Annotated in this window: 19 protein-coding genes; 9 read left to right on the forward strand and 10 right to left on the reverse strand. The window is 70.5% G+C overall.

From position 1 onward, the window contains the following. Positions 1-11: 11 nt before the first annotated feature. The gene (locus AB0J97_RS09145; protein WP_364086406.1) at positions 12-644 is read right to left on the reverse strand and encodes a DUF305 domain-containing protein; all 633 of its coding nucleotides are present in this window, start codon (positions 642-644) and stop codon (positions 12-14) included. 167 nt (positions 645-811) lie between these two features. Here AB0J97_RS09145 and AB0J97_RS09150 point away from each other — a divergent pair, with 167 nt between their 5' ends. Further along, on the forward strand, positions 812-2218 hold the full coding sequence (locus AB0J97_RS09150; protein ID WP_364086408.1) for a hypothetical protein: 1407 nt from the start codon (positions 812-814) through the stop codon (positions 2216-2218). A 15-nt stretch (positions 2219-2233) separates the two neighbouring features. On the opposite strand, the gene AB0J97_RS09155 is transcribed toward AB0J97_RS09150, so the two are convergent. Beyond that, positions 2234-3160, reverse strand: coding sequence for an RDD family protein (locus AB0J97_RS09155; protein ID WP_364086410.1), 927 nt, complete (start codon positions 3158-3160; stop codon positions 2234-2236). 51 nt (positions 3161-3211) lie between these two features. On the opposite strand from AB0J97_RS09155, the gene AB0J97_RS09160 reads away from it, so the two are divergent. Further along, entirely contained in the window at positions 3212-4204 is a 993-nt protein-coding gene (locus AB0J97_RS09160; protein ID WP_364086412.1) for a stage II sporulation protein M, read from the forward strand. On the opposite strand, the gene AB0J97_RS09165 is transcribed toward AB0J97_RS09160, so the two are convergent. From AB0J97_RS09165 to AB0J97_RS09185, 5 genes are read right to left on the reverse strand one after another with little or no spacing between them, the layout of a single operon-like run. Further along, on the reverse strand, positions 4201-5574 hold the full coding sequence (locus AB0J97_RS09165; RefSeq protein WP_364086415.1) for a DUF58 domain-containing protein: 1374 nt from the start codon (positions 5572-5574) through the stop codon (positions 4201-4203). The two genes, AB0J97_RS09160 and AB0J97_RS09165, sit on opposite strands and share 4 nt — an antisense overlap. Positions 5575-5629: 55 nt before the next feature. Beyond that, the gene (locus AB0J97_RS09170) at positions 5630-6586 is read right to left on the reverse strand and encodes a MoxR family ATPase (RefSeq protein ID WP_357703060.1); all 957 of its coding nucleotides are present in this window, start codon (positions 6584-6586) and stop codon (positions 5630-5632) included. Positions 6587-6599: 13 nt separating this feature from the next. Continuing rightward, positions 6600-7778, reverse strand: coding sequence for a DUF4350 domain-containing protein (locus AB0J97_RS09175; RefSeq protein ID WP_364086418.1), 1179 nt, complete (start codon positions 7776-7778; stop codon positions 6600-6602). Further along, a complete protein-coding gene (locus AB0J97_RS09180; protein WP_364086420.1) occupies positions 7775-8401 on the reverse strand; it encodes a DUF4129 domain-containing protein in 627 nt (208 codons plus the stop codon). Before AB0J97_RS09180 ends, AB0J97_RS09175 begins: the two co-directional genes overlap by 4 nt. Beyond that, positions 8398-9705, reverse strand: a complete 1308-nt coding sequence (locus tag AB0J97_RS09185; RefSeq protein WP_364086422.1) for a glycerophosphoryl diester phosphodiesterase membrane domain-containing protein — start codon at positions 9703-9705, stop codon at positions 8398-8400. Before AB0J97_RS09185 ends, AB0J97_RS09180 begins: the two co-directional genes overlap by 4 nt. A 268-nt stretch (positions 9706-9973) precedes the next feature. Here AB0J97_RS09185 and mtrA point away from each other — a divergent pair, with 268 nt between their 5' ends. The 6 genes from mtrA (at position 9974) to AB0J97_RS09215 (ending at position 17368) form a co-directional block, all read left to right on the forward strand. After that, positions 9974-10651, forward strand: a complete 678-nt coding sequence (gene mtrA, locus AB0J97_RS09190) for an MtrAB system response regulator MtrA (RefSeq protein WP_043620615.1) — start codon at positions 9974-9976, stop codon at positions 10649-10651. A gap of 95 nt (positions 10652-10746) precedes the next feature. Then, positions 10747-12417: an MtrAB system histidine kinase MtrB gene (mtrB, locus tag AB0J97_RS09195; protein ID WP_357703052.1), complete on the forward strand. Its 1671-nt coding sequence runs from the start codon at positions 10747-10749 to the stop codon at positions 12415-12417. After that, entirely contained in the window at positions 12404-14128 is a 1725-nt protein-coding gene (locus AB0J97_RS09200; RefSeq protein WP_364086425.1) for an LpqB family beta-propeller domain-containing protein, read from the forward strand. Before mtrB ends, AB0J97_RS09200 begins: the two co-directional genes overlap by 14 nt. A gap of 393 nt (positions 14129-14521) precedes the next feature. Further along, on the forward strand, positions 14522-15115 hold the full coding sequence (locus tag AB0J97_RS09205; protein WP_364086427.1) for a ComF family protein: 594 nt from the start codon (positions 14522-14524) through the stop codon (positions 15113-15115). A gap of 627 nt (positions 15116-15742) precedes the next feature. Then, positions 15743-16405: a ribosome-associated translation inhibitor RaiA gene (raiA, locus tag AB0J97_RS09210; RefSeq protein WP_357703046.1), complete on the forward strand. Its 663-nt coding sequence runs from the start codon at positions 15743-15745 to the stop codon at positions 16403-16405. Between the two features lie 264 nt (positions 16406-16669). After that, positions 16670-17368: a response regulator transcription factor gene (locus tag AB0J97_RS09215; RefSeq protein WP_357703044.1), complete on the forward strand. Its 699-nt coding sequence runs from the start codon at positions 16670-16672 to the stop codon at positions 17366-17368. A gap of 999 nt (positions 17369-18367) precedes the next feature. Here AB0J97_RS09215 and AB0J97_RS09220 read toward each other — a convergent pair. Together AB0J97_RS09220 and AB0J97_RS09225 are read right to left on the reverse strand one after the other, a co-directional pair. Beyond that, positions 18368-19561 (reverse strand): crosslink repair DNA glycosylase YcaQ family protein, encoded by a 1194-nt coding sequence (locus AB0J97_RS09220; protein WP_364086430.1) that lies wholly within the window; start codon positions 19559-19561, stop codon positions 18368-18370. Between the two features lie 252 nt (positions 19562-19813). Further along, entirely contained in the window at positions 19814-20074 is a 261-nt protein-coding gene (locus AB0J97_RS09225) for an HGxxPAAW family protein (RefSeq protein WP_357703040.1), read from the reverse strand. Between the two features lie 225 nt (positions 20075-20299). Here AB0J97_RS09225 and secA point away from each other — a divergent pair, with 225 nt between their 5' ends. Beyond that, entirely contained in the window at positions 20300-23089 is a 2790-nt protein-coding gene (secA, locus tag AB0J97_RS09230; protein ID WP_357703038.1) for a preprotein translocase subunit SecA, read from the forward strand. Positions 23090-23167: 78 nt separating this feature from the next. On the opposite strand, the gene AB0J97_RS09235 is transcribed toward secA, so the two are convergent. Further along, complete coding sequence (locus AB0J97_RS09235; protein ID WP_364086433.1) at positions 23168-24430, reverse strand: PTS transporter subunit EIIC; 1263 nt, start codon at positions 24428-24430, stop codon at positions 23168-23170. Positions 24431-24440 lie beyond the last annotated feature (10 nt).

Raw genomic sequence — 24440 nt, forward strand, 5'->3', positions numbered from 1 at the left:
GCTGAGAGCCCCTAGAGGGCCGCCTGCATCTCCTGCATGCGGCGGATCTCGGCCGTCTGGGTGACGCTGACGTCCGTGGCCAGCTCCTCGATCTTGATGTGCGAGCCGCGGGTCAGGACCTGGTCGGACATTTCGAGCGCGCCCAGATGATGTTTGATCATCAGTTCCAGGAACAGCCGGTCGAAGTCCTTGCCCGTGGCCGCCTTCAGCTTCGCCATCTGCTCGGGCGTGGCCATGCCGGGCATGTCGTCGTGCGCCGCGTGATGGTCGGGCACCTTCTGGTCCTGCTGCTTGAGCCAGGTGGACATGAACTGGATCTCCGGGCCCTGCGCCGCCTTGATCCGGTCGGCAAGGCTCTTGAGCTTGACCGAGTCCGCCCTGGTGGGAGCCAGGATCGTCATGTCGAGGGCCTGCTGGTGATGGACGATCATGTCCTGGACGTACGTGATGTCGGCGGCGTTGGCCGTGGGCCCGGGGACGGCGGTGGCCGCGTCGCCGGGGGCCAGCGTGCGGGCCTGCTCGCCCGGACGGCCCGGGGCGAGCACCGGCGCGGTGGAGTCGGCCCGCGGCTGGGAGGAGGCGCCCGAGGAGCAGCCGGACAGGGCAATCAGCGTGCCCGCGATGACGATGAGCGCGCCGCGCACTCGGCCTCCTGACTGGCTTGGGACGAGAATGCGGACTCTAGGCCATGAATCGCCCGAAGGAAAGAGGTCGAAACGGAACAAGATTTGACACATTGGACGCTGGCCAGGTCGCGGGGAGTGAGCGACGATGGCGGAGATTTATGCCCCCTTTATAGGAGGACCACGGAGTGTTCACCCCCCGCAGGGCCCTCATCCTGGTAGCCGCCCTCGTCGCGGCAACGGGCGCCACCCTGCCCGCCCAGGCTGCGGACATCCCGGCTCCAGGCGAGATCGTCATGAGCTCGAACATCACGCACGTCGCGAACGTGCCCAAGCCGGAAGCGCTGTCCGACATCCACACGGACATGGCCTTCCAGGGCGACTACGCCTTCGTCGGCAACTACTACGGCTTCTCCATCTACGACATCAAGCACCCGAAGAAGACCTCGCTCGTGAGCTCGGTCGTGTGCCCCGGCGGCCAGATGGACATGTCCGTCTACGGCAACCTGCTGTTCGGCTCCGTCGACTCCTCGCGCAACAACGACTCGTGCAGCAGCACGTCCCAGAGCGCCTCCGTCAAGGAGTCGTGGGAGGGCATGCGCATCTTCGACGTCAGCGACAAGTCCAACCCCAAGTACATCAAGTCGGTCGAGACGAACTGCGGCTCGCACACGAACACGCTGGTGCCCGACCCGGCCGGCAAGAACGTCTACATCTACGTCTCCTCCTACGGCCCCAGCGCCAATTACCCCGACTGCAAGCCGCCGCACGACCTGATCTCGATCATCAAGGTGCCGCTGGACAACCCGACCGCCGCGGCCGTCATCGCGACGCCGAACCTGTTCCCCGACGGCGGCAACCCCGGGCTGCCGCTGCCGTACCCGAACGGGAAGTCGGCCACCACCGGCTGCCACGACATCACCGCCTACCCCGAGAAGGGCATCGCCGCGGGCGCCTGCATGGGCGAGGGCGTGCTGCTCGACATCTCCAACCCCGAGCAGCCCAAGGTCACCGCGAAGGTGCGCGATGACGTGAACTTCGCCTTCTGGCACTCGGCCACGTTCAACAACGAGGGCACGAAGGTCGTCTTCACCGACGAGCTGGGCGGCGGCAGCCGGGCCACCTGCAACGAGGCCATCGGCCCGAACAAGGGCGCCAACGCCTACTACGACATCGTCGGCGGGCAGCTCGTGTTCAAGGGCTACTTCAAGATCGCCCGTCACCAGGCCGACACCGAGAACTGCGTCGCGCACAACGGCTCGCTGATCCCGGTCAAGGGCCGCGACGTCATGGTGCAGGCGTGGTACCAGGGCGGCATCTCGGTGGTGGACTTCACCGACTCCGCCAACCCGCAGGAGATCGCCTACTTCGAGCGCGGGCCGGACGAGACCGCCCCGCCGCTCGACGGCGGTTTCTGGTCGGCGTACTACTACAACGGCTACATCTACGGCTCGGACTTCAACCTGGGCCTGGACGTGCTCAAGCTCAACGACCCGCGGACGAACCAGGCCAACAGCGTCAAGATGGGCCAGCTGAACGCTCAGACGCAGGGCTCGTACCCCGAGCACGGGCGCGGCGTCCCCGGCGGCAAGTAGTCCCGCGCCGCCGGCTCACTGCGGCGGCGCGAACCCGCCCGGAGTCGCCTTCGGCGGCTCCGGCGCGGGCCCCGGCTGAGGCCGGTGAGGAGCCTGCACCGGGTGGTGCGCCTGCTGGTACGGCCCCTGCTGCGGATACGTCGGATACGGCGAGTACGGCGTGGGCCTGGGCGCGGACCCGGCGACCAGGGCGGCGGCCTGGCGCGCGAAGCGGGCCTCCGCCCGCCGCCGGCGCTCGGCCAGGACCGCGCTCAGGTACGCGTGCGGCGGCACCCCCGCGGGCGCGGCCGGCGACACGAAGGCCGCCGTCTGCCTCGCGATGCGCAGCCCCATCTCGTGCTGGACCTGTGGCGTGAGGTCGTGCCAGCGCGTCAGGTACTGGCGGGCGGCCTGCGCGAGCTCCTCGGGAAGCTGGGAGAGCTCCAGGGTGGCGGCCCAGGCGGCCAGTGGCGGCGGCATCAGGATGGCCTGCCCGCTCTCGCGCGGCGCCCGGTCGGAGATCACGATGGTCCCGGCGAAGATGTCGCCGAGCCGCTTGCCCTGCTGCGAGACCAGCGAGGAGATCAGCGCGGGCGCCCCGGAGAGCATCCAGAACTCCACCAGCCCGGCCAGGCCGCGGAACAGCGCCTGCCGGAAGCGCTCCGGGCTGCCGTCGTCCGCGACCACCCGCAGGCCGAGCGCCAGCTTGCCGAGGCTGCGCCCCCTGGTGAGCGTCTCGAAGAGCACCGGATAGCCAACCATCACCAGCACCAGCAGGACGATCATGACCGCGCCGAACATGGCCTCGTCCGTGACGATCGCGAACGCGCCCAGGAGCATGTACGCGCCGATCAGCACGATGACCTGCACCGCCATGTCGATGACGACCGCCACCGCGCGCGAGGGCATCTGGGCCACCCGTACCTCGACGACGACGGCGTCCCCGGTCACAACCTCTGACATATGTGGAGCCTAACGGCAATGCCGCACTGAACGAGCGGCCACAATGGTCGGGTGGACATCGACGCGTTCGTCACAGCACACCGCCCCGTCTGGGACCGGCTCGACCACCTGGTCAAGAACCGCTCCTCGCTGACCGGCGCGGAAGTGGACGAACTGGTCGACCTCTATCAGCGGGTGTCGACGCATCTGTCCATCGTGCGCTCCTCCTCCCGCGACGCGGCGCTGATCGGACGGCTGTCGGCCCTGGTCGCCAGGGCGAGGTCGGCGGTGACCGGCGCGCACACGCCCGCCTGGCGGGAGCTGGTCAGGTTCTTCACCGTCTCCTTCCCCGTGGTCGCCTACCGGGCGCGGCGGTGGTGGCTGGCCACGGCGCTGGCCAGCATCGCGGTCGCGTGGGTGCTGGGGGCGTGGGTGGCCGCCAACCCCGACGTGCAGGCGTCGATCGCCTCGCCCGACGAGATCGCCCAGCTCGTCGACCACGACTTCGCCGACTACTACTCCGAGAATCCCGCCGCCTCCTTCGCCGGCCACGTGTGGGTCAACAACGCCTGGGTGTCCGCCCAGGTCGTCATCTACGCCATCCTGCTCGGCATCCCCATTCCCTTCATCCTCTACAGCAACGCCGCGAACGTCGGCGTCTCGGCCGGGCTGATGGCCTCCAGGGACAAGCTGGACATCTTCTTCGGCCTGATCACGCCGCACGGCCTGCTGGAGCTGACCGGCGTCTTCCTGGCGGCCGCCGTCGGCCTGCGCCTGGGCTGGACGGTGATCGACCCCGGGCCGCGCAGACGTCTGGAGGCGCTGGCGGAGCAGGGCAGGGCGGTGATGAGCGTGGCGCTCGGCCTGGTCGTGGTGCTGTTCGTGTCGGGGCTGATCGAGGCGTTCGTGACCCCGTCGGGGCTGCCCACGGCCGCGCGGGTGGGCATCGGGGTGCTCGCCGAGGCGGCCTTCCTGGCGTACGTGATCGTCTTCGGCCGCAGGGCCCTGCGCGAGAACGAGACCGGCGACGTCGAACGCGCTCCCGACGTCGCCCCCACCGCTTAGAGCCGGCCCGCGGCCTTCAACGCCAGGTAGGCGTCCGCCAGCGCGGGCGCGATGTCCTCGGGCGGCGCGTCCACGACCTCGACGCCGTGCCGGCGCAGCCTGGCCGTGATGCGCCTGCGGGCGAGCTGGGCCTGCTCGGCCGCCGCCGCGTCGTAGACCTCCTCGGTGCTGCCGCGCCTGGCCGCCATGGCCGCCACCCGCGGGTCGGACACGCCCGCGACCAGCACCAGGTGCCGCGAGGAGAGCTGGGACAGCACCGGCATCAGGCCCTCGTCGAGCGCCGCCGCGTTGAGGTCGGTGAGCAGCACGACCAGGCAGCGCCGCTTGGCCCGGGACAGCACGGCGGCCACCATGCCCTGCCCGTCGGCCTCGACCAGCTCGGCCTCGATCGGCGCCATCACGTTGACCAGCGACGACAGCAACTCGGTACGGGACGCGCCGCTCACCCACGCGCGCACCGCCCGGTCGTAGGCCAGGAAGTCGACCTGGTCGCCGGCCCTGGCGGCGAGCGCGGCCAGCAGCAGCGCCGCGTCCATCGACCAGTCGAGGCGCGGCCAGCCTGGGGCGGGCCGCGGGTCGGGACGTACCAGGAGCCCCGGGCCCTGCGCGGCGGCCCCGGTCAGGGGGACCGGCGCGTCGCCCACCCGGCCCGCCGACGTGCGGCCGGTGTCGAGCACGATCAGCACCCGCCGGTCGCGCTCGGGCCGCCAGGTGCGCACGACCACGTCGTTGCGGCGCGCGGTGGCCCGCCAGTCGATGGACCGCACGTCGTCGCCCACCACGTACTCGCGCAGGGAGTCGAACTCGGTGCCCTGCCCGCGCACCAGCGCCGGATGCCGGCCGTCGAGCTCGCGCAGCCGCGCCAGCCTGGACGGCAGGTGCTTGCGGGACAGGAACGGCGGCAACACGCGCACCGACCACGGCGAGCGGTGGTTGCCCTGGCGGGCGGCCAGGCCGAGGGGCCCGACCGAGCGCACGGTCACCGCCACCGACGACCGGTCGCCGCGCCTGGTCGGGTTGAGCGTGACCACGATCCTGCGCCGCTCACCGGCCGGCACGTCGAGCGCGGCGACCCGGGGTTCGGCCCCGGCCGAGGGCGGCCAGGCGTCCCTGATCCGCCCGCGCACCCGCCGGCGGCCCGGGTTCTCCACGATCAGCTCGACCGTGGCCGTCTGCCCCAGCCGTACGAGCGTGTCCCCCGAACGGTGGAGCCGCAGCGGCCGCACGGCGCCCGCGAACACCAGGTCCACGATGATCGCGGCGGCCAGCAGCAGGCAGACCCCGGCCAGCGCGGCGGCGGGCTGCGGCGCGAGCAGGACCACCACGATCCCGGCCGCGGCGAGCAGTCCGGCGCGTCCCGTCAGAGCCATCGGCGCCTCCCGGGCGACAGCGTCGCGGACCACTCGCGTTCGTCGGAGCGGGCCATCAGCGCGGGACCGGGACCGAGGCCAGGATGCCGTCGAGCAGGCCGTCGGCGGTCGCGCCCTCCAGCTCGGCCTCGGGCCGGAGCTGGACGCGGTGCCGCAGCGCGGGCCTGGCCAGCGCCTTCACGTCGTCGGGCGTCACGTAGGGCCGCCCGGACAGCCACGCCCACGCCCTGGAGGCCGCCAGCAGCGCCGTCGCGCCACGTGGCGAGACGCCGAGCTGCAGCGACGCCGAGCTCCTGGTCGCGCGGGCCACGTCGACGATGTAGCCGAGCACCTCGGGGGCCACGTGCACCTGGGAGACCGCCTCGCGGCCGGCCGCCAGGTCCTCGGCCGTGGCCACGGGCTTGACGTCGGACAGGTCACGCGGGTCGAAGCCGCGCGCGTGCCGTTCGAGCACCGAGATCTCCTGCTCGCGCGGCGGCAGCGGCACGGTCAGCTTGAGCAGGAACCGGTCGAGCTGGGCCTCGGGAAGCTGGTAGGTGCCCTCGTACTCGACCGGGTTCTGGGTCGCGCAGACCACGAACGGGTCGGGCAGCGGCCGGGCCGAGCCCTCCACGCTCACCTGGCGCTCCTCCATGGCCTCCAGCAGCGCCGCCTGCGTCTTGGGCGGGGTGCGGTTGATCTCGTCGGCGAGCAGCAGGTTCGTGAAGACCGGCCCCTCCCTGAACTCGAACTCGCTGGTCTTCGCGTCGTAGATCAGCGAGCCCGTCACGTCGCCCGGCATCAGGTCGGGAGTGAACTGCACGCGCTTGAAGTCGAGCGACAGGGCCGCGGAGAGGGTGCGCACCATCAGCGTCTTGGCCACGCCCGGCACGCCTTCGAGCAGCACGTGCCCCCGGCACAGCAGGGCGATGACGAGCCCGGTGACCACGGCGTCCTGGCCGACCACGGCCTTGGACACCTCGGCCCGCAGCGCGCCGAGCGCCTCCCTGGCCGCCTCGCCCGAGGGGGCCACGCGGAATGTCTCCTCAGAGTTCACTGACCTGCCTTTCGATGGAGTCCAAGTACCCGGCCAGCGCGACGAGCCCGGCGTCGTCGGCCGGCGGCGGGCCGTACAGTGCGGCGCCGACCACCTGCGGGTCGTCGGCGATCCGCGCGGCCAGGGCCGCGACCAGCTCGTGCGGCCCGGCGCCCTGGGCCAGGCCCAGGCGGGGCGTGAGCCGGTCGATCGTGCCGGCGCGCAGCGAGTCGGCGGCCCGCTGCCTGGCCTTCCTGGCGCGGTAGAGCCTGCCCCGGCCCTCGACCGTCTCGGCGGCCCGCACGATGACGGGCAGCTTCTCGGTGACCACCGGCCCGAGGCGGCGCCCGCGCCAGAACGCGACGAGCACCACGGTCAGGCAGGCCATCAGGAGCGCCCAGGGGATGCTCGGGGGCATCAGGTCGTACATCGACTTGCCCTCGGAGCCGGGCAGGTCGAGCGGGGGCGGGTTGTCGGGGCGTACCAGCCAGGTGACGGGCCTGCCGGTGCCGACGAGGTTGAGGGCGAGGGCCGCGTTGCCGTCCTCGGGCAGGCGCAGGTTGGTCATGAACGCGCCGTCGCCGACGACCGTGGTGGTGGCGCCGTCGGGGGTGCGGTAGCTGACCAGCGAGTGGCCCTCGCCGGCCGGGTAGCAGGCGGCGGTGCCCGGCGGGCCGGTCAGGACCAGGCCGCCGACGTACGCGCTGCCGGCCCGCGTGGCGGCGGGCAGCCCGCATTCCGGGTCGCGGGAGCGCACGCGCGACGGCTCGCGCAGGGTGCGCGCCTCGGGGGCCAGCACGTCGAGGCCGGGCAGGTCGCCGACGATCAGCCGGTCGCCCGGGATCTGCGCGAGCCGGTGCTCGTCGAGGTAGGTCAGGTCGGTGACCAGCAGCAGCCGGCCGCCGTCCGCGGCCTTGCCGGCGGCCGCCTCGACCGAGTCGACCCGGTCGACCTGGACGCCCCTGGCCCGCAGCAGCTCCGCCAGTGCCTTCGACCCGGCCAGCGAGGTGTCGGCCGGGTCGAGGAAGCGCGAGGGGCCGCGCTGCGGGCCGAACAGCACCGCGGCCGCCGCGAACAGGACGACGACCAGGCCGAGCACGACGATCATGCGGCCCGCCCGCCAGGTGGAGCGGGCGGTGGGGGAGGTGGGGGCGGAGGCGGCCGGCGGCGCGGAGGTGGACAAGCTCATGACGGGACGCCTCCCACGGCCAGCGGGACGGGCCGCGCCTGGCGCAGCCGCTCGTCCAGGTCGCTCATCGCCTGGTAGGCGGCCTGCGTGCCGGGCACGCCGCCGTAGCTGACGTCGTCGAACGAGCGGGCGGCGGCGGCCAGCTCGGCGGCGAAGGCGGGCAGCGCCGCGCCCGCCTCGGCGGCCAGCTCGTCGGCCGTGCGGCCCGGCATGCCGTCGACCAGGGCGCGTTCCTCCAGGTCACGGGCGATGGCGCGAAGGCGTTCGCGGACGGCCTGCGTCCAGTCGCCCTCGGCGGCCAGGCGTTCGGCGGCCCTGCGGTGCTCGGCGGCGTTGAGCACGCGTTCGCCGTAGAGGCCGCCGACGGCCATGGCGTTCCTGCGCGCGGTCCCGCGCAACCGCCAGGCGACCAGCAGGATCACGCCGAGGATGATCAGCGCGATCACGATGGCGGCGATGATTCCGCCGGTCGAGCCGCCGCCCGTCGCCGCGTCGGTCAGGTCACCGATGAACTGGTTGAAACGCCGATAGAGCAGGTCGAACAGGGATTCCTTCTCGTATCCGGGCTTGAGGAGCTCCTCGGCCGCTCTGCGGGCCGCCTCCTCCCGGTCGACCGGGCTCACGACCCGGCTGAGTTGGACGGGTGCCAGAGCTCGTCGGCGGAGGAGTGCACCCACCCCTGGCGCTGCTGCTCGATCGCCGCGGTCTGCAGCACGAGGTCGAACGCCTCGCCGCGCATGCGCCGGTCGGCGTAGAGCAGCCCGGAGACGCCGGCCTGGAAGGGGTAGGAGAGCATCGCGCTCAGCGTGCCGCCGACGGCGATGAACACGGCCGCGGCCACGGCCGAGCCGGGCGAGCCGCCGCCGAGCACGCCGATCACCGTCCCGCCCAGCGTGAACGGCACCGACAGCACCCCGGACAACAGCCCGACCAGCAGCGACGTCAGCAGCAGGATGCCGAGCACCCGCCAGAAGTCACCGGTCACCAGGTGCCACGAGCGTCGCATCGCGTCGATCGGCCCCCGCCCCTCCAGCACCACGGCGGGCGCGGCGAACGCGAAGCGCGTGGTGATGAACAGGTAGTACGGGATGAAGAGCAGGACGAACAGGCCCATCACGCCGAGCATCAGGCCGACGCCGTCGGAGGAGGAGACGTTCATCGCGAGCGCGAACAGGATCACCAAGAACACGGCCACGGGCACGACCATCATGACGGCCATCAGCCCCACGACCCCGAACAGCGCGGGGATGCGGCCCTTGCAGAGGTGCCACGCCTCGGCCGCGGTGATCTTGCCGCCGAAGACGGCCCGGCCGAGTATGCGGGTCAGCACGCCGGTCAGCACCGTGACCACGACGAACTGGACCGCGTACGAGACCAGCATGCCGCCGTACTGGGCGATGACGCCGTTGACGCTGTCGTAGCTGGCGGAGGCCGACGCCGGGTCCTCCAGCGCGTCGCCCATCGAGCCCAGCATGAGCGCCTGGCCCACGGCCAGCGGCACCGCGCCGAGCAGGGCGGCGATGGCCGACAGGCCGAGCACGGCCTTGGGGTTGGACCTGACCAGCTTGATCGTGCCGTCGAGGATGTCGCCGAGCCCCAGCGGGCGCAGCGGGATGATGCCGGGACGCAGCGCGGGCGGCGGCATGTAGCCGTAGCCGGGCTGCTGGTAGCCGTACTGGGGTTGGCCGGGTTGCGGATGACCGGAGTGCGGGTGGCCCGGCTGGGGGTAGGGTGTTTGAGGCCCCGGCGGGCCGTAGGGCGGCGGCTGGGGGGCTTCGCCCTGCGGCTCGTACGGTTGGCCGTACGGCGTCTGCGTGGGCGAGCCCGGCGCGGTCCACGGGGAAGCCTGCGGGGCGCTGTAGGGCGGGGGCTGTTCGGCAGACCAGCCTGGGGGCGTCTCGGGCGTGCGTCCGTGACCGTCTGACATATCCCAATCCTGGCACGCTGGGCGGGTGGCTGGTGTCACGGAGGGCATTCGCCGGCTCATCCAGCCCTCATTTATCGGCGAATCAGGGCAACGAAGGCTGCCGGGGATGGCCGAAAGTCGCTCCGTTACCGCAGACTGGGTTTGTGGTTGCGGGGGGAACCTAAAATTCGCCTTTCGTGAGGCTCATGTCCCACACATGGGCCGACCAAGGGTAACCTTCAGCGATCGTGCGGGTATGTCCCACAATGCGTAGAACGAATGAGGGGCCATGAAAGGTCGCGTGCTGGTCGTCGACGACGACGCCGCTCTCGCCGAGATGCTCGGCATCGTGTTGCGCGGAGAAGGCTTCGAGCCGTCCTTCGTCTCCGACGGCGACAAGGCCCTCGACGCGTTCCGGGATACACGCCCGGATCTTGTCCTGCTCGACCTGATGCTGCCGGGTGCCGATGGCATCGACGTGGCGCGCAGGATCAGGGCGGAGTCGGGGGTGCCGATCGTGATGCTCACCGCCAAGAGCGACACGATCGACGTGGTGCTCGGGCTGGAGTCCGGCGCCGACGACTACATCGTCAAGCCGTTCAAGCCCAAGGAGCTCGTGGCGCGGGTGCGGGCGCGGCTGCGCCGTACCGACGAGCCGACGCCCGAGATCCTCCAGATCGGCGACATCACCATCGACGTGGCCGGCCACTCGGTCAAGCGCGGCGAGGAGACGATCAACCTCACGCCGCTGGAGTTCGACCTGCTCGTCGCCCTGGCCCGCAAGCCGCGCCAGGTCTTCACCCGCGAGGTCCTGCTGGAGCAGGTCTGGGGCTACCGGCACGCCGCCGACACCCGGCTGGTGAACGTGCACGTGCAGCGCCTCCGCGCCAAGATCGAGAAGGACCCCGAGCACCCCGAGATCGTCGTGACGGTCCGCGGCGTGGGCTACAAAGCCGGCCCCGCCTAGCCTTCCCCCGCCCCGCCATGCCCCCGACCAGGCCCTCGACCCGGAATGCCCGCCGACGGACGGTCCGCCAGATTCTCGGCGGCGTCCGCCGGAGGGTGCGTCGTGCGGCGGGCCGGGTGCGCAGCGTGTGGCGGCGCTCGCTCCAGCTCCAGGTGGTCACCAGCACGCTGGTGATCTCGGTGACCGTCGTGGTCGTCCTCGGCACGTTCCTGTCCGACGAGATCAACAGGTCCGTGATCGCGAGCAGCCAGCAGTCCGCGCTCAACGAGGCCTACGCCGACCGGCTGCAGATCGCCGACGCGCTGATCCCGCCGTCCGACGACGGGGCCAAGGCCGCCGACGCCGACCAGAAGGTCAACCCGCTCGACCAGGTCATGGACACCGTCACCGGGTCCGGCGAGGACGGCTCCAAGAAGCGCTACGACGTCCTCATACTCAACGAGGCCACGCCCGGCATGTCGCGGGCCTCGGGCCGGGTCGTGCAGGCCGACGTGCCAGCCTCGCTCCGGCAGCGCCTGCAGAGGTACATGAACCGGGCCGAGTACGGCAAGACCGAAGTGTCCATCGAGACGATCAGGTTCGCCGGGCAGAGCCAGGCCACGCTCACGTTCGTGGTCGCCGGGGTCGTGCACGAGACCCTGACCGGCGAGGACTACCAGGTCTACCACTTCTTCCCGTTCAACGAGGAAGAGGAGCTGCTGTCCAACGTCCGGCTCGCCATCGTCGTGGTGGGGCTCGGGCTCGTCCTGCTGCTGGCCGCCATCGCGTACCTGGTCACCCGGCAGGTGGTCACGCCCGTACGGCTGGCCCGCCAGGCCGCCGAGCGCCTGGCCGCCGGCAAGCTGGACGAACGTCTCAAGGTGCGCGGCGAGGACGACCTCGCCCGTCTGGCGAACTCGTTCAACGAGATGGCCGCCAACCTGGCGCTCAAGATCCACCAGCTTGAGGAGCTGTCGCAGGTCCAGCGCCAGTTCGTCTCCGACGTCTCCCACGAGCTGCGCACGCCGCTGACCACCGTCCGCATGGCCGCCGACCTGCTGTACGACGCCCGCGAGGACTTCGACCCCATGGCCGCCCGCTCGGCCGAGCTGATGCAGGCCCAGCTCGAACGGTTCGAGTCGATGTTGGCCGACCTGCTGGAGATCAGCCGCTACGACGCCGGCGCCGCCACGCTCGACATCGACTCGGTGGACATGCGCGACGTCGTCCACCGGGCCATCGCCGATTCCGAGGCGCTGGCCGAGCGCCACTCCACCCGCTTCGACATCCGCCTGCCGCACGAGCCGTGCATGGTCGAGGTCGACAACCGCCGCGTCGAGCGCATCCTGCGCAACCTGCTGTTCAACGCCATCGAGCACGGCGAGGGCAGGGAGATCGTGGTGACCGTGGGGGCCGACCGCGACGCCGTCGCCGTCGCCGTCCGCGACCACGGGATCGGGCTCAAGCCGGGCGAGGAGACGATGGTGTTCGACCGGTTCTGGCGGGCCGACCCGTCCAGGGCCAGGACCATCGGCGGCACCGGGCTCGGCCTGGCCATCTCCCGCGAGGACGCCGTGCTGCACGGCGGCTGGCTCCAGGCGTGGGGGCAGCCGGGCGAGGGCTCGCAGTTCCGCCTCACGCTGCCCCGGCTGGCCGGGGCCGACCTCAAGGGCTCGCCGCTGTCGCTGGTGCCGCCCGAGATCGAGATGCGGCGCACCTGGCGCAGCCACATGACGCCGGTGCTGCTCCCGGCCTCGGGGGACGGAGGCGGCCATGACGAGGACTAGGCGGATGGGGGCCGCGGTCGCCATCGCCGCGGCCGTGGCCTGCGCGGGGTCGGGCTGCACCGTGATCCCGGTGACCGGGCCGTACACGGTGAGCGACGCCGGGGGCGGCGACCCGCTGAACAAGCCGTTCCAGCGCATGATCGCCGTCGCGCCGCGCGACGACTGGGACCCGGAGCTGCTGGTCAAGGGGCTCCAGGCGGCCATGGCGGCCTACCCCGACGACCCTTCCGTGCTGGCCAAGTACCTGACGCCCAAGGCCCAGGCCAAGTGGAAGCCGTCCGGGCCGGTGACGGTGATCGAGGACGTGTACCAGGTGGACCCGGTGGAGGGCGACGCCGCGGAGACGTACGGGCTCAAGGCCAAGCAGGTCGCCCGCATCGACCCCGACGACGCGTACGTGCCGCTGTCGGGGAACGCGCCGGAGCGGCTGTTCGTGCTGAAGAAGGACGCCCGGGGCGTCTACCGGGTGGACGACCTGCCGGACGGGCTGCTGCTCACCAAGTCCGACGTGGCCCGGGCGTACCGGCTGACCAACCTGTACTACCTCAACAGCGCCCGCGAGCGGCTGGTCGTCGACCGGGTGTGCCTGCGGCTCAAGCCGACCGAGACCTTCGCCCAGACCATCGTCAGGCGGCTGCTCAAGGGGCCCAGCGGCGCGCTGCGCGGCGCCGTGGGCACCGTGTTCCCCGAGGGCACCGAGGTCGAGTCGATCGGCACCGGCGACGACCGCGTCGTGATCAACTTGTCGGGCCCGCTCCTGCCGCTCGACCTCGGCGAGAAGGCCGCGCTGGTGGCCCAGCTCAAGTACAGCCTGACCAACAACAAGGTCGCCATCAGCCGCACCATCGAGGTGCAGGTCGAGGGCGAGCAGTACTGGACCGAGCCGCCCAACTCCGAGACCCACTGGCTGGACAACGGCGGCAACACGCCGTACTACACCAACAAGGGGTCCGTGCACGTCATGAGCAACAACGAGGGCGCGGGCGTCGCGGTGTCCGGACCGGCGGGGGAGTCGAACACCGACTTCAAGGCGTTCGCGCTGTCCACGCAGCAGACCGGCGCGATCGTCGCGGCCCGGACCTCCACCGGCATCTCGATCGCCGGGCTCACCCCCGAGGGCCGCTGGCAGCAGGTCATCGAGGGCGCCGACCTCACCGACCCCACCTGGCGCCGCGACGGCTCCCTGTGGACGTTCGACCAGCACAACAAGGTCGTCCTGCGGTACGACCCCAACGGCGGACACGGGCCTGAGCGCGTCTCCGCCCCCGGACTCGACGGCCTCGACGTCACCGCGCTCAGGATCGCGAGGGACGGCGTGCGGGTGGCCCTGCGCACCGGCAAGAACACCGTGCAGCTCGGCGCGCTGAGCGAGGGGCTCAACGGGCCCATGCTCGGCAACCTGCAGACGCTGACCTCGACGGAGGTCGAGTACGAGATCGAGGACATCGCCTGGGAGGACGACGAGCACCTGCTCGTCCTCATCAAGAGCAAGGCCGGGCAGATACTCAACGAGATCGACATCGGCGACGGCGAGACGATCGGGATCCCGCTGAAGGACCGGCTGGAGCGGGTGACTGCGCTGATCGGGCGGGTGCTCGCGGAGGCGAACACCGACAAGGGGCCCAAGATCATCGAGCTCAACCCGGACCGGCAGGGCTGGACGAGCAGGATCGACCCCAGCGCCAAGAACCCGTTCTTCCCCCTGGGCTGACCTGGACCCACCTCCCTCCGCGCGCCCGCCTCCCCTGGGCACGCTTCTCGCTGGGTCCGCCTCCCTCGGGGTCTGGTTCCCCCTGGCGCGCTTTCCTCTGGGGCCGCTCCCTCTGGGGCCGCTCCCTCCGGGTTCGCCTCCCTCCGGGTTCGCCTCCCTCCGGGTTCGCCTCCCTCCGGGTTCGCCTCCCTCCGGGTCTGTTTCGCCCTGGCCCGCCTCCCTCCGGGCTGACCTCTGCCCGCGAGCGTGCGGTGCTCGGGTTTCCCGGAACTGTCGGTGGCGGTAGGCATGCTGGGCGGCGTGTTCGGGGGCGTGCTCGATGTGTTCCTGCCGCAGTCCTGTGTGGGCTGCGGCCGTGCCGGTGCTCGGTGTTGTCCGGGGTGCGCGGCCGAGATGGCCGCCGTCCCCGCCAGGCGGGGGCCGAGACCGGGCCCGGCCGGCCTGCCCGAGTGCTGGTCGGCCACGCCGTACGAGGGCGCGGCGCGCAGGGCGATCCTGGCCTACAAGGAGCGCGGCGCGGTGGCGCTGGCCGGCGTGCTGGCGCAGGTGCTGGCGTTCACCGTGCTCACCGCCCTGGGCGCCGGGGCGGGGGCAGGGTGGGCGCGGGGGCCGTTCGCCGTCGTGCCGGTGCCGAGCGCGAGGAGGGCGCTGCGGGGCCGGGGGCACGATCCCATGGGCCGGGTGGCCGTGCTCGTCACCCGTCACCTCGTGGCGTCCGGCCTGCGGGCCGAGCCGTGGGCGGGGTTGCGGCAGGCGCGCCGGGTGGCCGACCAGGCGGGCCTGAGCGCCACGCAGCGCGTCGCGAACCTCGCCGGGTCCCTCTGTGTCGCCGGACGCGCGAAAGGCCCTCCAGCGCCCTCTGCGCTGCTCCTGGACGACATCGTGACCACGGGCGCCTCGCTCGCCGAAGCCGCCCGCGCACTGCGCGCTGCCGGCGTACGGGTGCCGATGGCGGCCACCGTCGCCGCGACACGCCGAAGATCTTGAAAACGCTTGACATCACTGTCGGTAAAGAAAGATCCAATTCTTAGGCCCATCTTGAAGGATGGATTTCCTGTTGGGGGAAGAAGAAGTGGTGCAGCTCAGACCGTCGGAAGGCGCGTGGCCACTGGGCTTGCCGACAGGGCGCTCCGAGGTCCCCCGGGCGTCCGGAACCCCGGAAAAGTCACGGAACGTGATCCTTTGGCCGACGCTCCGGCTGACATTCGCGCAGGATGCGGATAGCGTTCTGACATGGCACCCGTTCGGGTCCGTGGTTGCGCAGAGTCGGTGTCCCCGGCTCTGCTAGCCGATGCCAGCCGCAGGCAAAACGGTCCACGTAAGGCGACTCTTTGTCGACCGATCACGGTGCGGCTTAGGGATAAGTCCTGCCTTCCCGAGGGTCCAGATGTCCCTCGTCAGAAGAGAAGGGCAGTAGTGGCAACAGAGCTGCGAAATCCTCAGCAGGCGGATGTGGGGTCGAAGACCAGGTCGGCCGGACGGGTGCCACCCGAGAACCCGGTGACGTCGTGGCGGAAGAGGGTAGCGGTGACAGAGAGGCGGACCCGAAACCCCGTCCGGAACGCACAGAGTCGGGCGCTCTTGCTCAGTCGTTAGACGAAGGGGGGCTGTTGCATGGACATCATCGTCAAGGGTCGGCACACAGGAGTGAGTGACCGGTTCCGAGACCAGGTGACGACCAAGCTGGCCAGGATCGAACGTCTGGACAACAAACTCATCCGAGTCGATGTGGAGGTGTCGAAAGAACGCAACCCTCGCCTCGCCGACCAGCGCGAGCGTGTCGAACTCACCATCCATTCCAAGGGCCCGGCCATCCGCGCCGAAGCCTCGGCCGACGACCGGTTCGTAGCCCTCGACATCGCCCTCGACAAGCTGGAAGGCCGCCTGCGGCGGCTGGCCGACCGGCGCAAGGTTCATCACGGCAACCACTGCCCGCCCTCGGTGGCGGAGATCACCGCGACGCTCCCTGACGTCGGCCTGCCGCCTCTCGGGGCCAAGCACGTCCCTGAGCCGGCCGAGTCCTACGAGGACCTGCCGGTGCAGGACGAGAAGCTCGACGACGACATCGTCCCGATCGAGATGGACGGCGACGGACCGCTCGTCGTCCGGGAGAAGTTCCACAAGGCGGAACCCATGACCATCGACCAGGCCATGCTCGAAATGGAACTGGTCGGGCACGATTTCTACCTGTTCCGTGACAAGGAGAGCGGCCTGCCGAGCGTGGTCTACAACCGGCGCGGGTACAACTACGGCGTGTTGCGGCTCATAGAGCCCTGATCGCACGCTAAAAGATCTTCTCGACCACCCGAGGACCGTGCCATACGTGCCATCATGGCGGTCCGACGGCTCTGGCCCCCCGACGAGGAGGACACGTGAGCGAGCTCAGTCAGGTTCAGATGAGCGAGCGAAGCGAGGGTACTGACGGGACTACCGCCATGCGGACAGCCGCCACGGCCCCGACCGGGCGTGACAACGGAGCGGCCGTCCGATGAGCAGGTTCCCCGTGAGCAAGGCAGGCGCACGACGGACCGAGGAGGGCTCGTGACCGAGTCCGGCGAGGTCCGCACGGCAGAGAGCGAGCCGATCCGCGTGCTGATCGTTGACGATCACGAGCTGATCAGGCGCAGCCTGGCGTTGACGCTGGCCGCGGAGCCCGACATCGAGGTGGTCGGTGAGGCGAGCGACGGGCAGGAGGCGGTCGAACTGGCCGATCGCCTCATGCCCGACGTCGCCCTCATGGACGTACGCATGCCCCGGCAGGACGGGATCGAGGCGACCAAGAGCATCAGAGCCTCCGTCCCGAGCACCCGGATCATCATGCTGACCGTGAGCGACGAGGAAGAGGATCTCTTCGAGGCGATCAAGGCCGGCGCCACCGGTTATCTGCTGAAGGACGTGCAGATCAACGACGTGCCCGCCGCGGTGCGCGGCGTGCACGAGGGACAGTCCTTAATCAACCCGGCGATGGCCGCCAAGCTCATCAGCGAGTTCGCGAACATGAGCCGCAAGGAGGCCGAACGCCCGCCGCAGCTCCCCGTGCCCAGGCTGACCGACCGCGAGATGGAGGTTCTGCGCCTGGTCGCCAAGGGCATGAACAATCGCGAGATCGCCAAGCAGCTGTTCATCTCCGAGAACACGGTGAAGAACCACGTCCGCAACATCCTCGACAAGCTGCAGCTGCATTCGCGGATGGAAGCGGTGGTGTACGCGGTGCGGGAACGCATGCTGGAGATCACCTGAGGCCACCCGGCCCCGCACAGAACACCCCGAAGCCCCTCCGCTGACAGCGACCACAACACGATCCCCGGTCCACCCCCGGCCCCGGTCCTGGCCGATCCCGGTCCTGGCCCTGGTCCCCGATGGCCCTGGTCCGGCCCCCGGCCCCCGGCCTCCAACCCCGGCCTTCGGTCGCCCTGATTCGGTCCCGGGCTCTTGGTCCTGATCCTGGTGCTGGTTCGGTCTCAGGCTGCTAGCTCGGGTGCTGGTTCGGTCTCAGGCTCCTAGTTCGGGTGCTGGTTCGGTCTCGGTTTCCTGGTGCTGGCTCGATTCCTGGTTCCGGTCTCCGGTCGTTCTGCGTTCGGTTCAGGGTCCCTGGTCCCGATCCTCGGACGTCCTGGTTCTGTCCCGGCCCCGGTCCCTGGTTCTGGTCTTCGGCCGTTTGGGTTCGGTCCTGGCATCTAGCGCCAATCCTCGGATTGTCCTGGTTCTACCCTCGGTGCTCAGTCCCGGCCGACGGTGCCCGGCCCCGGGTGTCCAGCCCCCCTGGGTGTCCAGCCCCCGGCCCTCGTCCGGTTTCCGAGTGCGTTGCTTCCCGGCTGTGGCTGTAGCCGGCGGCCCGCTGCTGAGAAGGCCGTTCCAGCGCCAGGAAGCGCCGAGCTCCCGTAGCGCGGGGCACCCCACCGATGCCCTCCCCAGCCCCCGCCGCTCTGGCGCGCAACCCGCAGGGCACGGTCCGTTGAGAGCGCCCAGCGGCCCCGGCACGTAACCCGCCGCGTACGGCTCGTTGAGAGCGCCCAGCGGCGCTACAACCCCGGCCCTCGCGCCCGGCTGCAGCCGGACCGCTCGCCCTTAGGGCAGGCCCCTCCCCGAAGCCCCCGGCCCGAGCGCGGGCTGAGGTCAGGGGCGGGGGAGGGAGTGCGGAGCGCCGAAGGGAGGGGCGGGGGTACGGGGTGGTCGGGGTGGTGCCGGGGAGCTCCGAGGCGGGTTGGTGGTGCGGTGGGGGGTCCGTTTCTCGGGGGGTTACGGCTGGGGTGTGGTCAGGAGGGGGGCCAGTTCTGGGGGGTCGGTGCGTTCGACGCGTACGGAGTCGCAGCCCACCCATTCGGCGGCCGACCACAGCGCGTCGCGCAGGGCGTCGGCCCACTTGGCGGGGGACAGGCCGGGCTCAAGGTGGACCTGGCGGGCGACCAGGGTGGTGCCCTCGCGGGCCGGGTCGACCCGGCCGATCAGGCGGCCCCCGGCCAGCACGGGCATCGTGAAGTAGCCGTGGACGCGCTTCTCCTTGGGCACGTACAGCTCAAGCTGGTACTTGAACCCGAAGACGCGCTCGGTGCGGCCGCGGTGCCAGATGAGGGAGTCGAACGGGGACAGCAGCGTCGTACGGTGACGGCCGCGCGGCTCGGACTCCAGCGCCTGCGGGTCGGCCCACGCGTTGGCGTGGCCCTTCTTGGCGGGCCAGCCCGCCACCTTGACCGGCGCCAGACCGGCGGCGCCGCTGAGCAGGGCCTGGTCGAGCATCGCCGCGTACTTGCCCTTGAGGCGCAGGAAGTCGAGCAGGTCGGTACGGTTGGCCACCCCGAGCGACCGGCCCGCGATGGCGGCCAGCAGGACGATGCACTCCTCGTCGGACAGGTCGTCGGCCAGCGAGTCGGCGGGTACGACACGCTCGGTCAGGTCGTAGACGCGCCGCCAGCCGACGCGGCGCACGCAGGCGATCTCGCCGATGTCGAGCAGCCACTCCAGCCCGATCTTGGAGTCGGACCAGTCCCACCACGGGCCGCCGTTCTTGGCGCCGCCGACGTCGGACGTCGTGAGCGGGCCCGAGTCGCGCACCTGCTGCAGCAGCTTGTCGACGCTGTCGGGGACCTCGTGCCAGCGGTAGCGCCGGTCGCGGTAGGCGCGGCGCCGGAAGGCGTAGAGCGGCCAGTGCTCGATGGGCAGGATGCAGGCCGCGTGACACCAGTATTCGAAGCTCTGGGCGGGATCGTGCCAGTAGGCGCGCTCGACCGCGGGCCTGCCCACCGCGCCGAGGCGCGCGTAGGCGACCAGCTCGTGGGAGCGGGCCAGGACGGAGATCGTGTCGAGCTGTACGGCGCCGAGCCGGCGAAGCATGCCGCGCACCCCGCCCTTGCGCACGTCGGCGCCGATGAGCCCCTGGGCGCGCAGAATGACCCGACGCGCTTCGTCAGCGGTCAGGTCGGTCACGGTCGTCATGCGGCGAACCCCAGGGGGCCTTGGGGGACGGTAGGGCTATCCATGGGGGAAATTTAGCGGCGCCCACCGACAGAATCGCTCCGTCCCAGGTGGGGACGGCCGGAGGCGGCCCCACGACCTGTGCGCCGTGGGAGCGACACGCCGATGTCCTGGGGTTGGGGAATTGGATGCCGAGAACAGGGGGTTCCGGAGGGGCCGGGCATGGGAACGGCGGGCGCCCGGATGGTCGGGGCCCGCCGTGTGCCGGAGTGGTCAGCGGTGGTCTTCGGCGTGCATGCCGACGCGGGGTGCGTCGATCACCACGTCCGTGAAGATGTCGAAGACGAGGGCGAGGATGCCGCCGACGACGAACGCACCGGCGCCGACCCAGACCAGCGTCCAGTTGTCGGCCGTCAGTCCGAAGCCGGCCACGATGGTGCCCACCACCATGACAGTCACGGCCAGCCACGAGGAGGCGCGCCCGCCGTGGTTGCCGAGATTCTGCGCGTGCTCGGACTTCTTCCCCTCAACCATGACTAAATCCTTCCTTTGCCGGATATCCCGCTATTGGTGCGAACCGGCGCTCAACCGGCATACCCTCTGCCTTGACCCCATTCTCCCAGACGTGTCCGGCGCCCTCGTCGCCACGGTGGCTGTGTCTGGTTGTGGAACCGCCTACGATGGCAACCGGGGAAGTTTGTCTCGGCCTCTCCTCCTGGCGGCGCCGCCGGGGTAGACCTGCGAGGAGCTTTACATAAAGTGGCAGCCATTCTCGACAAGATCCTACGTGCCGGCGAAGGCAAGACTCTGCGCAAGCTCAAGCGGATCGCCGATCAGGTCAACTCCATCGAGGACGACTTCACGAGCCTGTCCGACGCGGAGTTGCGCGCCCTGACGGACGAGTTCAAGCAGCGTTACGCCGACGGCGAGAGCCTCGACGACCTGCTTCCCGAGGCGTTCGCGACCGTCCGTGAGGCGGCCCGGCGCGTGCTCGGCCAGCGGCACTTCGACGTGCAGATCATGGGCGGGGCCAACCTGCACATGGGCAACATCTCCGAAATGAAGACGGGTGAGGGCAAGACCCTGACCTGTACGCTGCCGGCTTACCTCAACGCGCTGGCGGGCAACGGCGTCCACGTCATCACCGTCAACGACTACCTGGTCAAGGTCGGCGCCGAGAACATGGGCCGCGTCTACCGGTTCCTGGGCATGGAAGTCGGCATGATCCTCTCCGGCCAGGCGCCGGATGAGCGGCGCAAGCAGTACGAAGCGGACATCACGTACGGCACCAACAACGAGTTCGGCTTCGACTACCTCCGCGACAACATGGCGTGGTCGCTGGAGGAGTGCGTCCAGCGCGGCCACCACTTCGCCATCGTCGACGAGGTCGACTCGATCCTCATCGACGAGGCCCGCACGCCGCTGATCATCTCCGGCCCCGGCGAGCAGTCGGGCAAGTGGTACAGCGAGTTCGCCAAGATCGTTCCCAGGCTGCGCAAGGGCGTCGAGGCGAAGAACCCGGGCGAGGAGAGCACCGGCGACTACATCGTCGACGAGAAGAAGCGCACGGTCGGCGTCCTGGAGGCCGGCGTCGAGAAGGTCGAGGACTGGCTCGGCATCGACAACCTCTACAAGCCCGAGCACACCCACCTGGTCGGCTTCCTGAACAACGCGCTCAAGGCGAAAGAGCTGTTCAAGAAGGACAAGGACTACATCGTCTCCGACGGTGAGGTGCTCATCGTCGACGAGTTCACCGGCCGCGTGCTGCACGGCCGGCGCTACAACGAGGGCATGCACCAGGCCATCGAGGCCAAGGAAGGCGTGAAGATCAAGGACGAGAACCAGACTCTCGCCACGGTCACCCTCCAGAACTACTTCCGCCTCTACGCCAAGCTGTCCGGCATGACCGGTACGGCGGTCACCGAGGCCAACGAGTTCCACCAGACGTACAAGCTCGGCGTGGTCCCGATCCCGACCAACCGGCCGATGGTCCGCAAGGACCAGCCCGACGTGGTCTACAAGACCGAGGACGCCAAGTTCAACGCGGTGGTCGAGGACATCAAGGAGCGCCACGAGGCCGGGCAGCCGGTCCTCGTCGGCACGACCTCGGTGGAGAAGTCCGAGCGGCTGTCCAAGGCGCTCAAGCGCCGCGGCGTGGTGCACGAGGTCCTCAACGCGAAGAACCACGCGCGTGAGGCGGCGATCGTCGCCGAGGCGGGCCGCAAGGGCGCCGTCACCGTCGCCACGAACATGGCCGGTCGAGGCACCGACATCATGCTCGGCGGCAACTCCGAGTTCCGCGCCGACCTTGAGCTGCGCCAGCGCGGCCTCGACCCGGTCGAGACGCCGGAGGAGTACGAGAAGGCCTACCCCGAGGCGCTGGAGAAGGCCAGGGCGGCCGTCAAGGCCGAGCACGACGAGGTCACCCAGCTCGGCGGCCTCTACGTGCTGGGCACCGAGCGCCACGAGTCGCGCCGCATCGACAACCAGCTCCGCGGCCGTTCCGGCCGTCAGGGCGACCCCGGCGAGTCGCGCTTCTACCTCTCGCTCGGCGACGACCTCATGCGCCTGTTCAACGCGGCCAGGGTCGAGATGATCATGAACAGGCTGAGCATCCCCGACGACCAGCCGATCGAGTCGGGCATCGTCTCCAAGGCCATCGCCTCCGCCCAGCACCAGGTCGAGCAGCAGAACTTCGAGATCCGCAAGGAAGTTCTGAAGTACGACGAGGTCATGAACCGGCAGCGCAAGGTGATCTACTCCGAGCGCCGCCGCGTGCTGGAGGGCGCCGACCTGCACGACCAGGTGCGCGGCTTCGTCGGCGACGTGATCGACGGCTACGTCGCGGGCGCCACCTCCGAGGGCTTCGCCGAGGAGTGGGACCTGGAGAAGCTGTGGAAGGCGTTCGGCGAGCTCTACCCGGTCTCGCTCCGGATCGACGACCTGGTCGAGGAGGTCGGCAGCCGCGAGGAGCTGACCGCCGAGATCATCTCGGAGAAGATCAAGGCCGACGCCCTGGAGGCGTACGCCAGGCGCGAGGAGCAGCTCGGCGCGGAGGCCACGCGTAACTTCGAGCGCCAGGTCATCCTGTCCGTGCTCGACCGCAAGTGGCGCGAGCACCTCTACGAGATGGACTACCTGCGCGAGGGCATCGGCATGCGGGCCTACGCGCAGAAGGACCCGCAGATCGAGTACCAGCGCGAGGGCTTCGAGATGTTCGCCGCGATGCTGGAGGGCATCAAGGAGGACTCGGTCGGCTTCCTGTTCAACCTTGAGGTCGAGGTGCAGGAGAACCCGATCGTCGAGGAGGAGGACGCCGCGGTCACCGAGACGCGGTCGATCATCTCCACCGCCCTGCGCGGGCCGCAGCGCCCGGCCGAGCTCGAATACTCCGCCCCTGGCGAGCAGGGCGACGTCGAGCACACGCGGGTGCGCACCACGCCGGCCGAGCGGGCCGCGTACGGGAACGTCGAGCGCAACGCGCCGTGCCCGTGCGGGTCGGGCAAGAAGTACAAGCGCTGCCACGGCGACCCGAAGAACGCCGTCTGACAGGCTGAGGCGAGAGCCTGAGCGGGCCCCCGTCTCCCCGTGCGAAAGCAGGGGGGGCGGGGGCTTCGTCATGCGTGATCAGGCGGGGGGTTCGCGGCCGGGGGTGGGGATGTTCAGGCGGCGGATCAGGAATGCGAAGATCAAATAGTAGAGGACGAAATACAGCAGGCCGAAGCCGATGATCAGGCCGAGCCGATGGGTGTTCGATTTGCTGGCGTTCAGCAGCATGTCGATGGCTCCGCCGGAGAAGGTGAACCCGAGTCGCGCGCCGAATTCCGCCAGCAGGGCCATCGACAACCCCGTCAGCAGGGCGTGCACCACGAAAAGCGCCGGCGCCACGAATATGAAGGCGAATTCCAGCGGCTCGGTAATGCCGGTGATGAATGCCGTCAGCCCCGCCGACAGCATGATGCCGCCCACGGACTTGCGGCGTTCCGGCGGGGCCGCCCGCCACATGGCGATGGCGGCTCCGAGCAGCCCGAACATCATCACGGGGAAGAAGCCGGTCATGAAGATGCCGGCGCCCTGCTCGCCGGCGAAGTAGCAGTTCAGGTCGCCGGCGGCGTTCCGGGTGGCGCCGTTCAGGCCCGCATGGCACTCGGGCAGGGTGAACCAGACGATGGTGTTGAGGAAGTGGTGCAGGCCGACGGGGATCAGCAGGCGGTTGGCCACGCCGTAGATGCCGGTGCCGGCGGTGCCGTGGGCCGACAGCCAGTCGCCCACGCCGGCCAGCCAGTCGCCGACCGGACGCCAGACCAGCCCGAACACGACGCCGAGCAGCAGGGCGGCGACGGCGGTGATGATCGGGACCGAGCGGCGTCCGCCGAAGAAGGCCAGCCACGGGGGCGGTTTCAGCCGGTAGAAGCGCTGCCAGAGCAGCGCCGCCGTGATGCCGATGACGATGCCGCCGAGCACGCCGGTGGGGTTCTGGGCACCGAGGTTGAGCATGGGCCCCTGGGGGGTGGCGACGACGACCTTGGCGTAGACCGCGCCGTGGCCCGCGTCGTAGAAGAGCGTACGGCTGACGCGGTCGAACACCAGGTAGCCGACCAGGGCGGCGAGGGCGGTGGAGCCGTCCGACTTGCGGGCGAACCCGATCGCCACGCCGATCGCGAACAGGACGGGCAGGTTGTCGAACAGGGCGCCGCCGGCCGCGGCCAGGACGTTGGCGACGGGCAGCATCCAGGGAAGGATGCCGCCGAGTCCGTCCTTGCCCAGCAGGTCGTCCTGGCCGAAGCGGAAGAGCAGGCCCGCCGCGGGCAGCACGGCGATGGGCATCATGAGCGAGCGGCCGATGCGCTGCAGCACCGCGAACGTCGCCGACCAGGGCGACGCGCCCATGCCCCTCACC

The sequence above is a fragment of the Nonomuraea sp. NPDC049607 genome, assembly GCF_040675375.1.
Classification (GTDB): Bacteria; Actinomycetota; Actinomycetes; order Streptosporangiales; family Streptosporangiaceae; genus Nonomuraea.

Coding starts and splice junctions, on each gene's coding strand:
- AB0J97_RS09225 (WP_357703040.1), bottom strand. CDS start 20,074: ATGGTTGAGGGGAAGAAGTCCGAGCACGCGCAGAATCTCGGCAACCAC.
- AB0J97_RS09205 (WP_364086427.1), top strand. CDS start 14,522: ATGGCCGCCGTCCCCGCCAGGCGGGGGCCGAGACCGGGCCCGGCCGGC.
- AB0J97_RS09185 (WP_364086422.1), bottom strand. CDS start 9,705: ATGTCAGACGGTCACGGACGCACGCCCGAGACGCCCCCAGGCTGGTCT.
- mtrA (WP_043620615.1), top strand. CDS start 9,974: ATGAAAGGTCGCGTGCTGGTCGTCGACGACGACGCCGCTCTCGCCGAG.
- AB0J97_RS09155 (WP_364086410.1), bottom strand. CDS start 3,160: ATGTCAGAGGTTGTGACCGGGGACGCCGTCGTCGTCGAGGTACGGGTG.
- AB0J97_RS09220 (WP_364086430.1), bottom strand. CDS start 19,561: ATGACGACCGTGACCGACCTGACCGCTGACGAAGCGCGTCGGGTCATT.
- AB0J97_RS09200 (WP_364086425.1), top strand. CDS start 12,404: ATGACGAGGACTAGGCGGATGGGGGCCGCGGTCGCCATCGCCGCGGCC.
- AB0J97_RS09175 (WP_364086418.1), bottom strand. CDS start 7,778: ATGAGCTTGTCCACCTCCGCGCCGCCGGCCGCCTCCGCCCCCACCTCC.
- AB0J97_RS09165 (WP_364086415.1), bottom strand. CDS start 5,574: ATGGCTCTGACGGGACGCGCCGGACTGCTCGCCGCGGCCGGGATCGTG.
- raiA (WP_357703046.1), top strand. CDS start 15,743: ATGGACATCATCGTCAAGGGTCGGCACACAGGAGTGAGTGACCGGTTC.
- AB0J97_RS09235 (WP_364086433.1), bottom strand. CDS start 24,430: ATGGGCGCGTCGCCCTGGTCGGCGACGTTCGCGGTGCTGCAGCGCATC.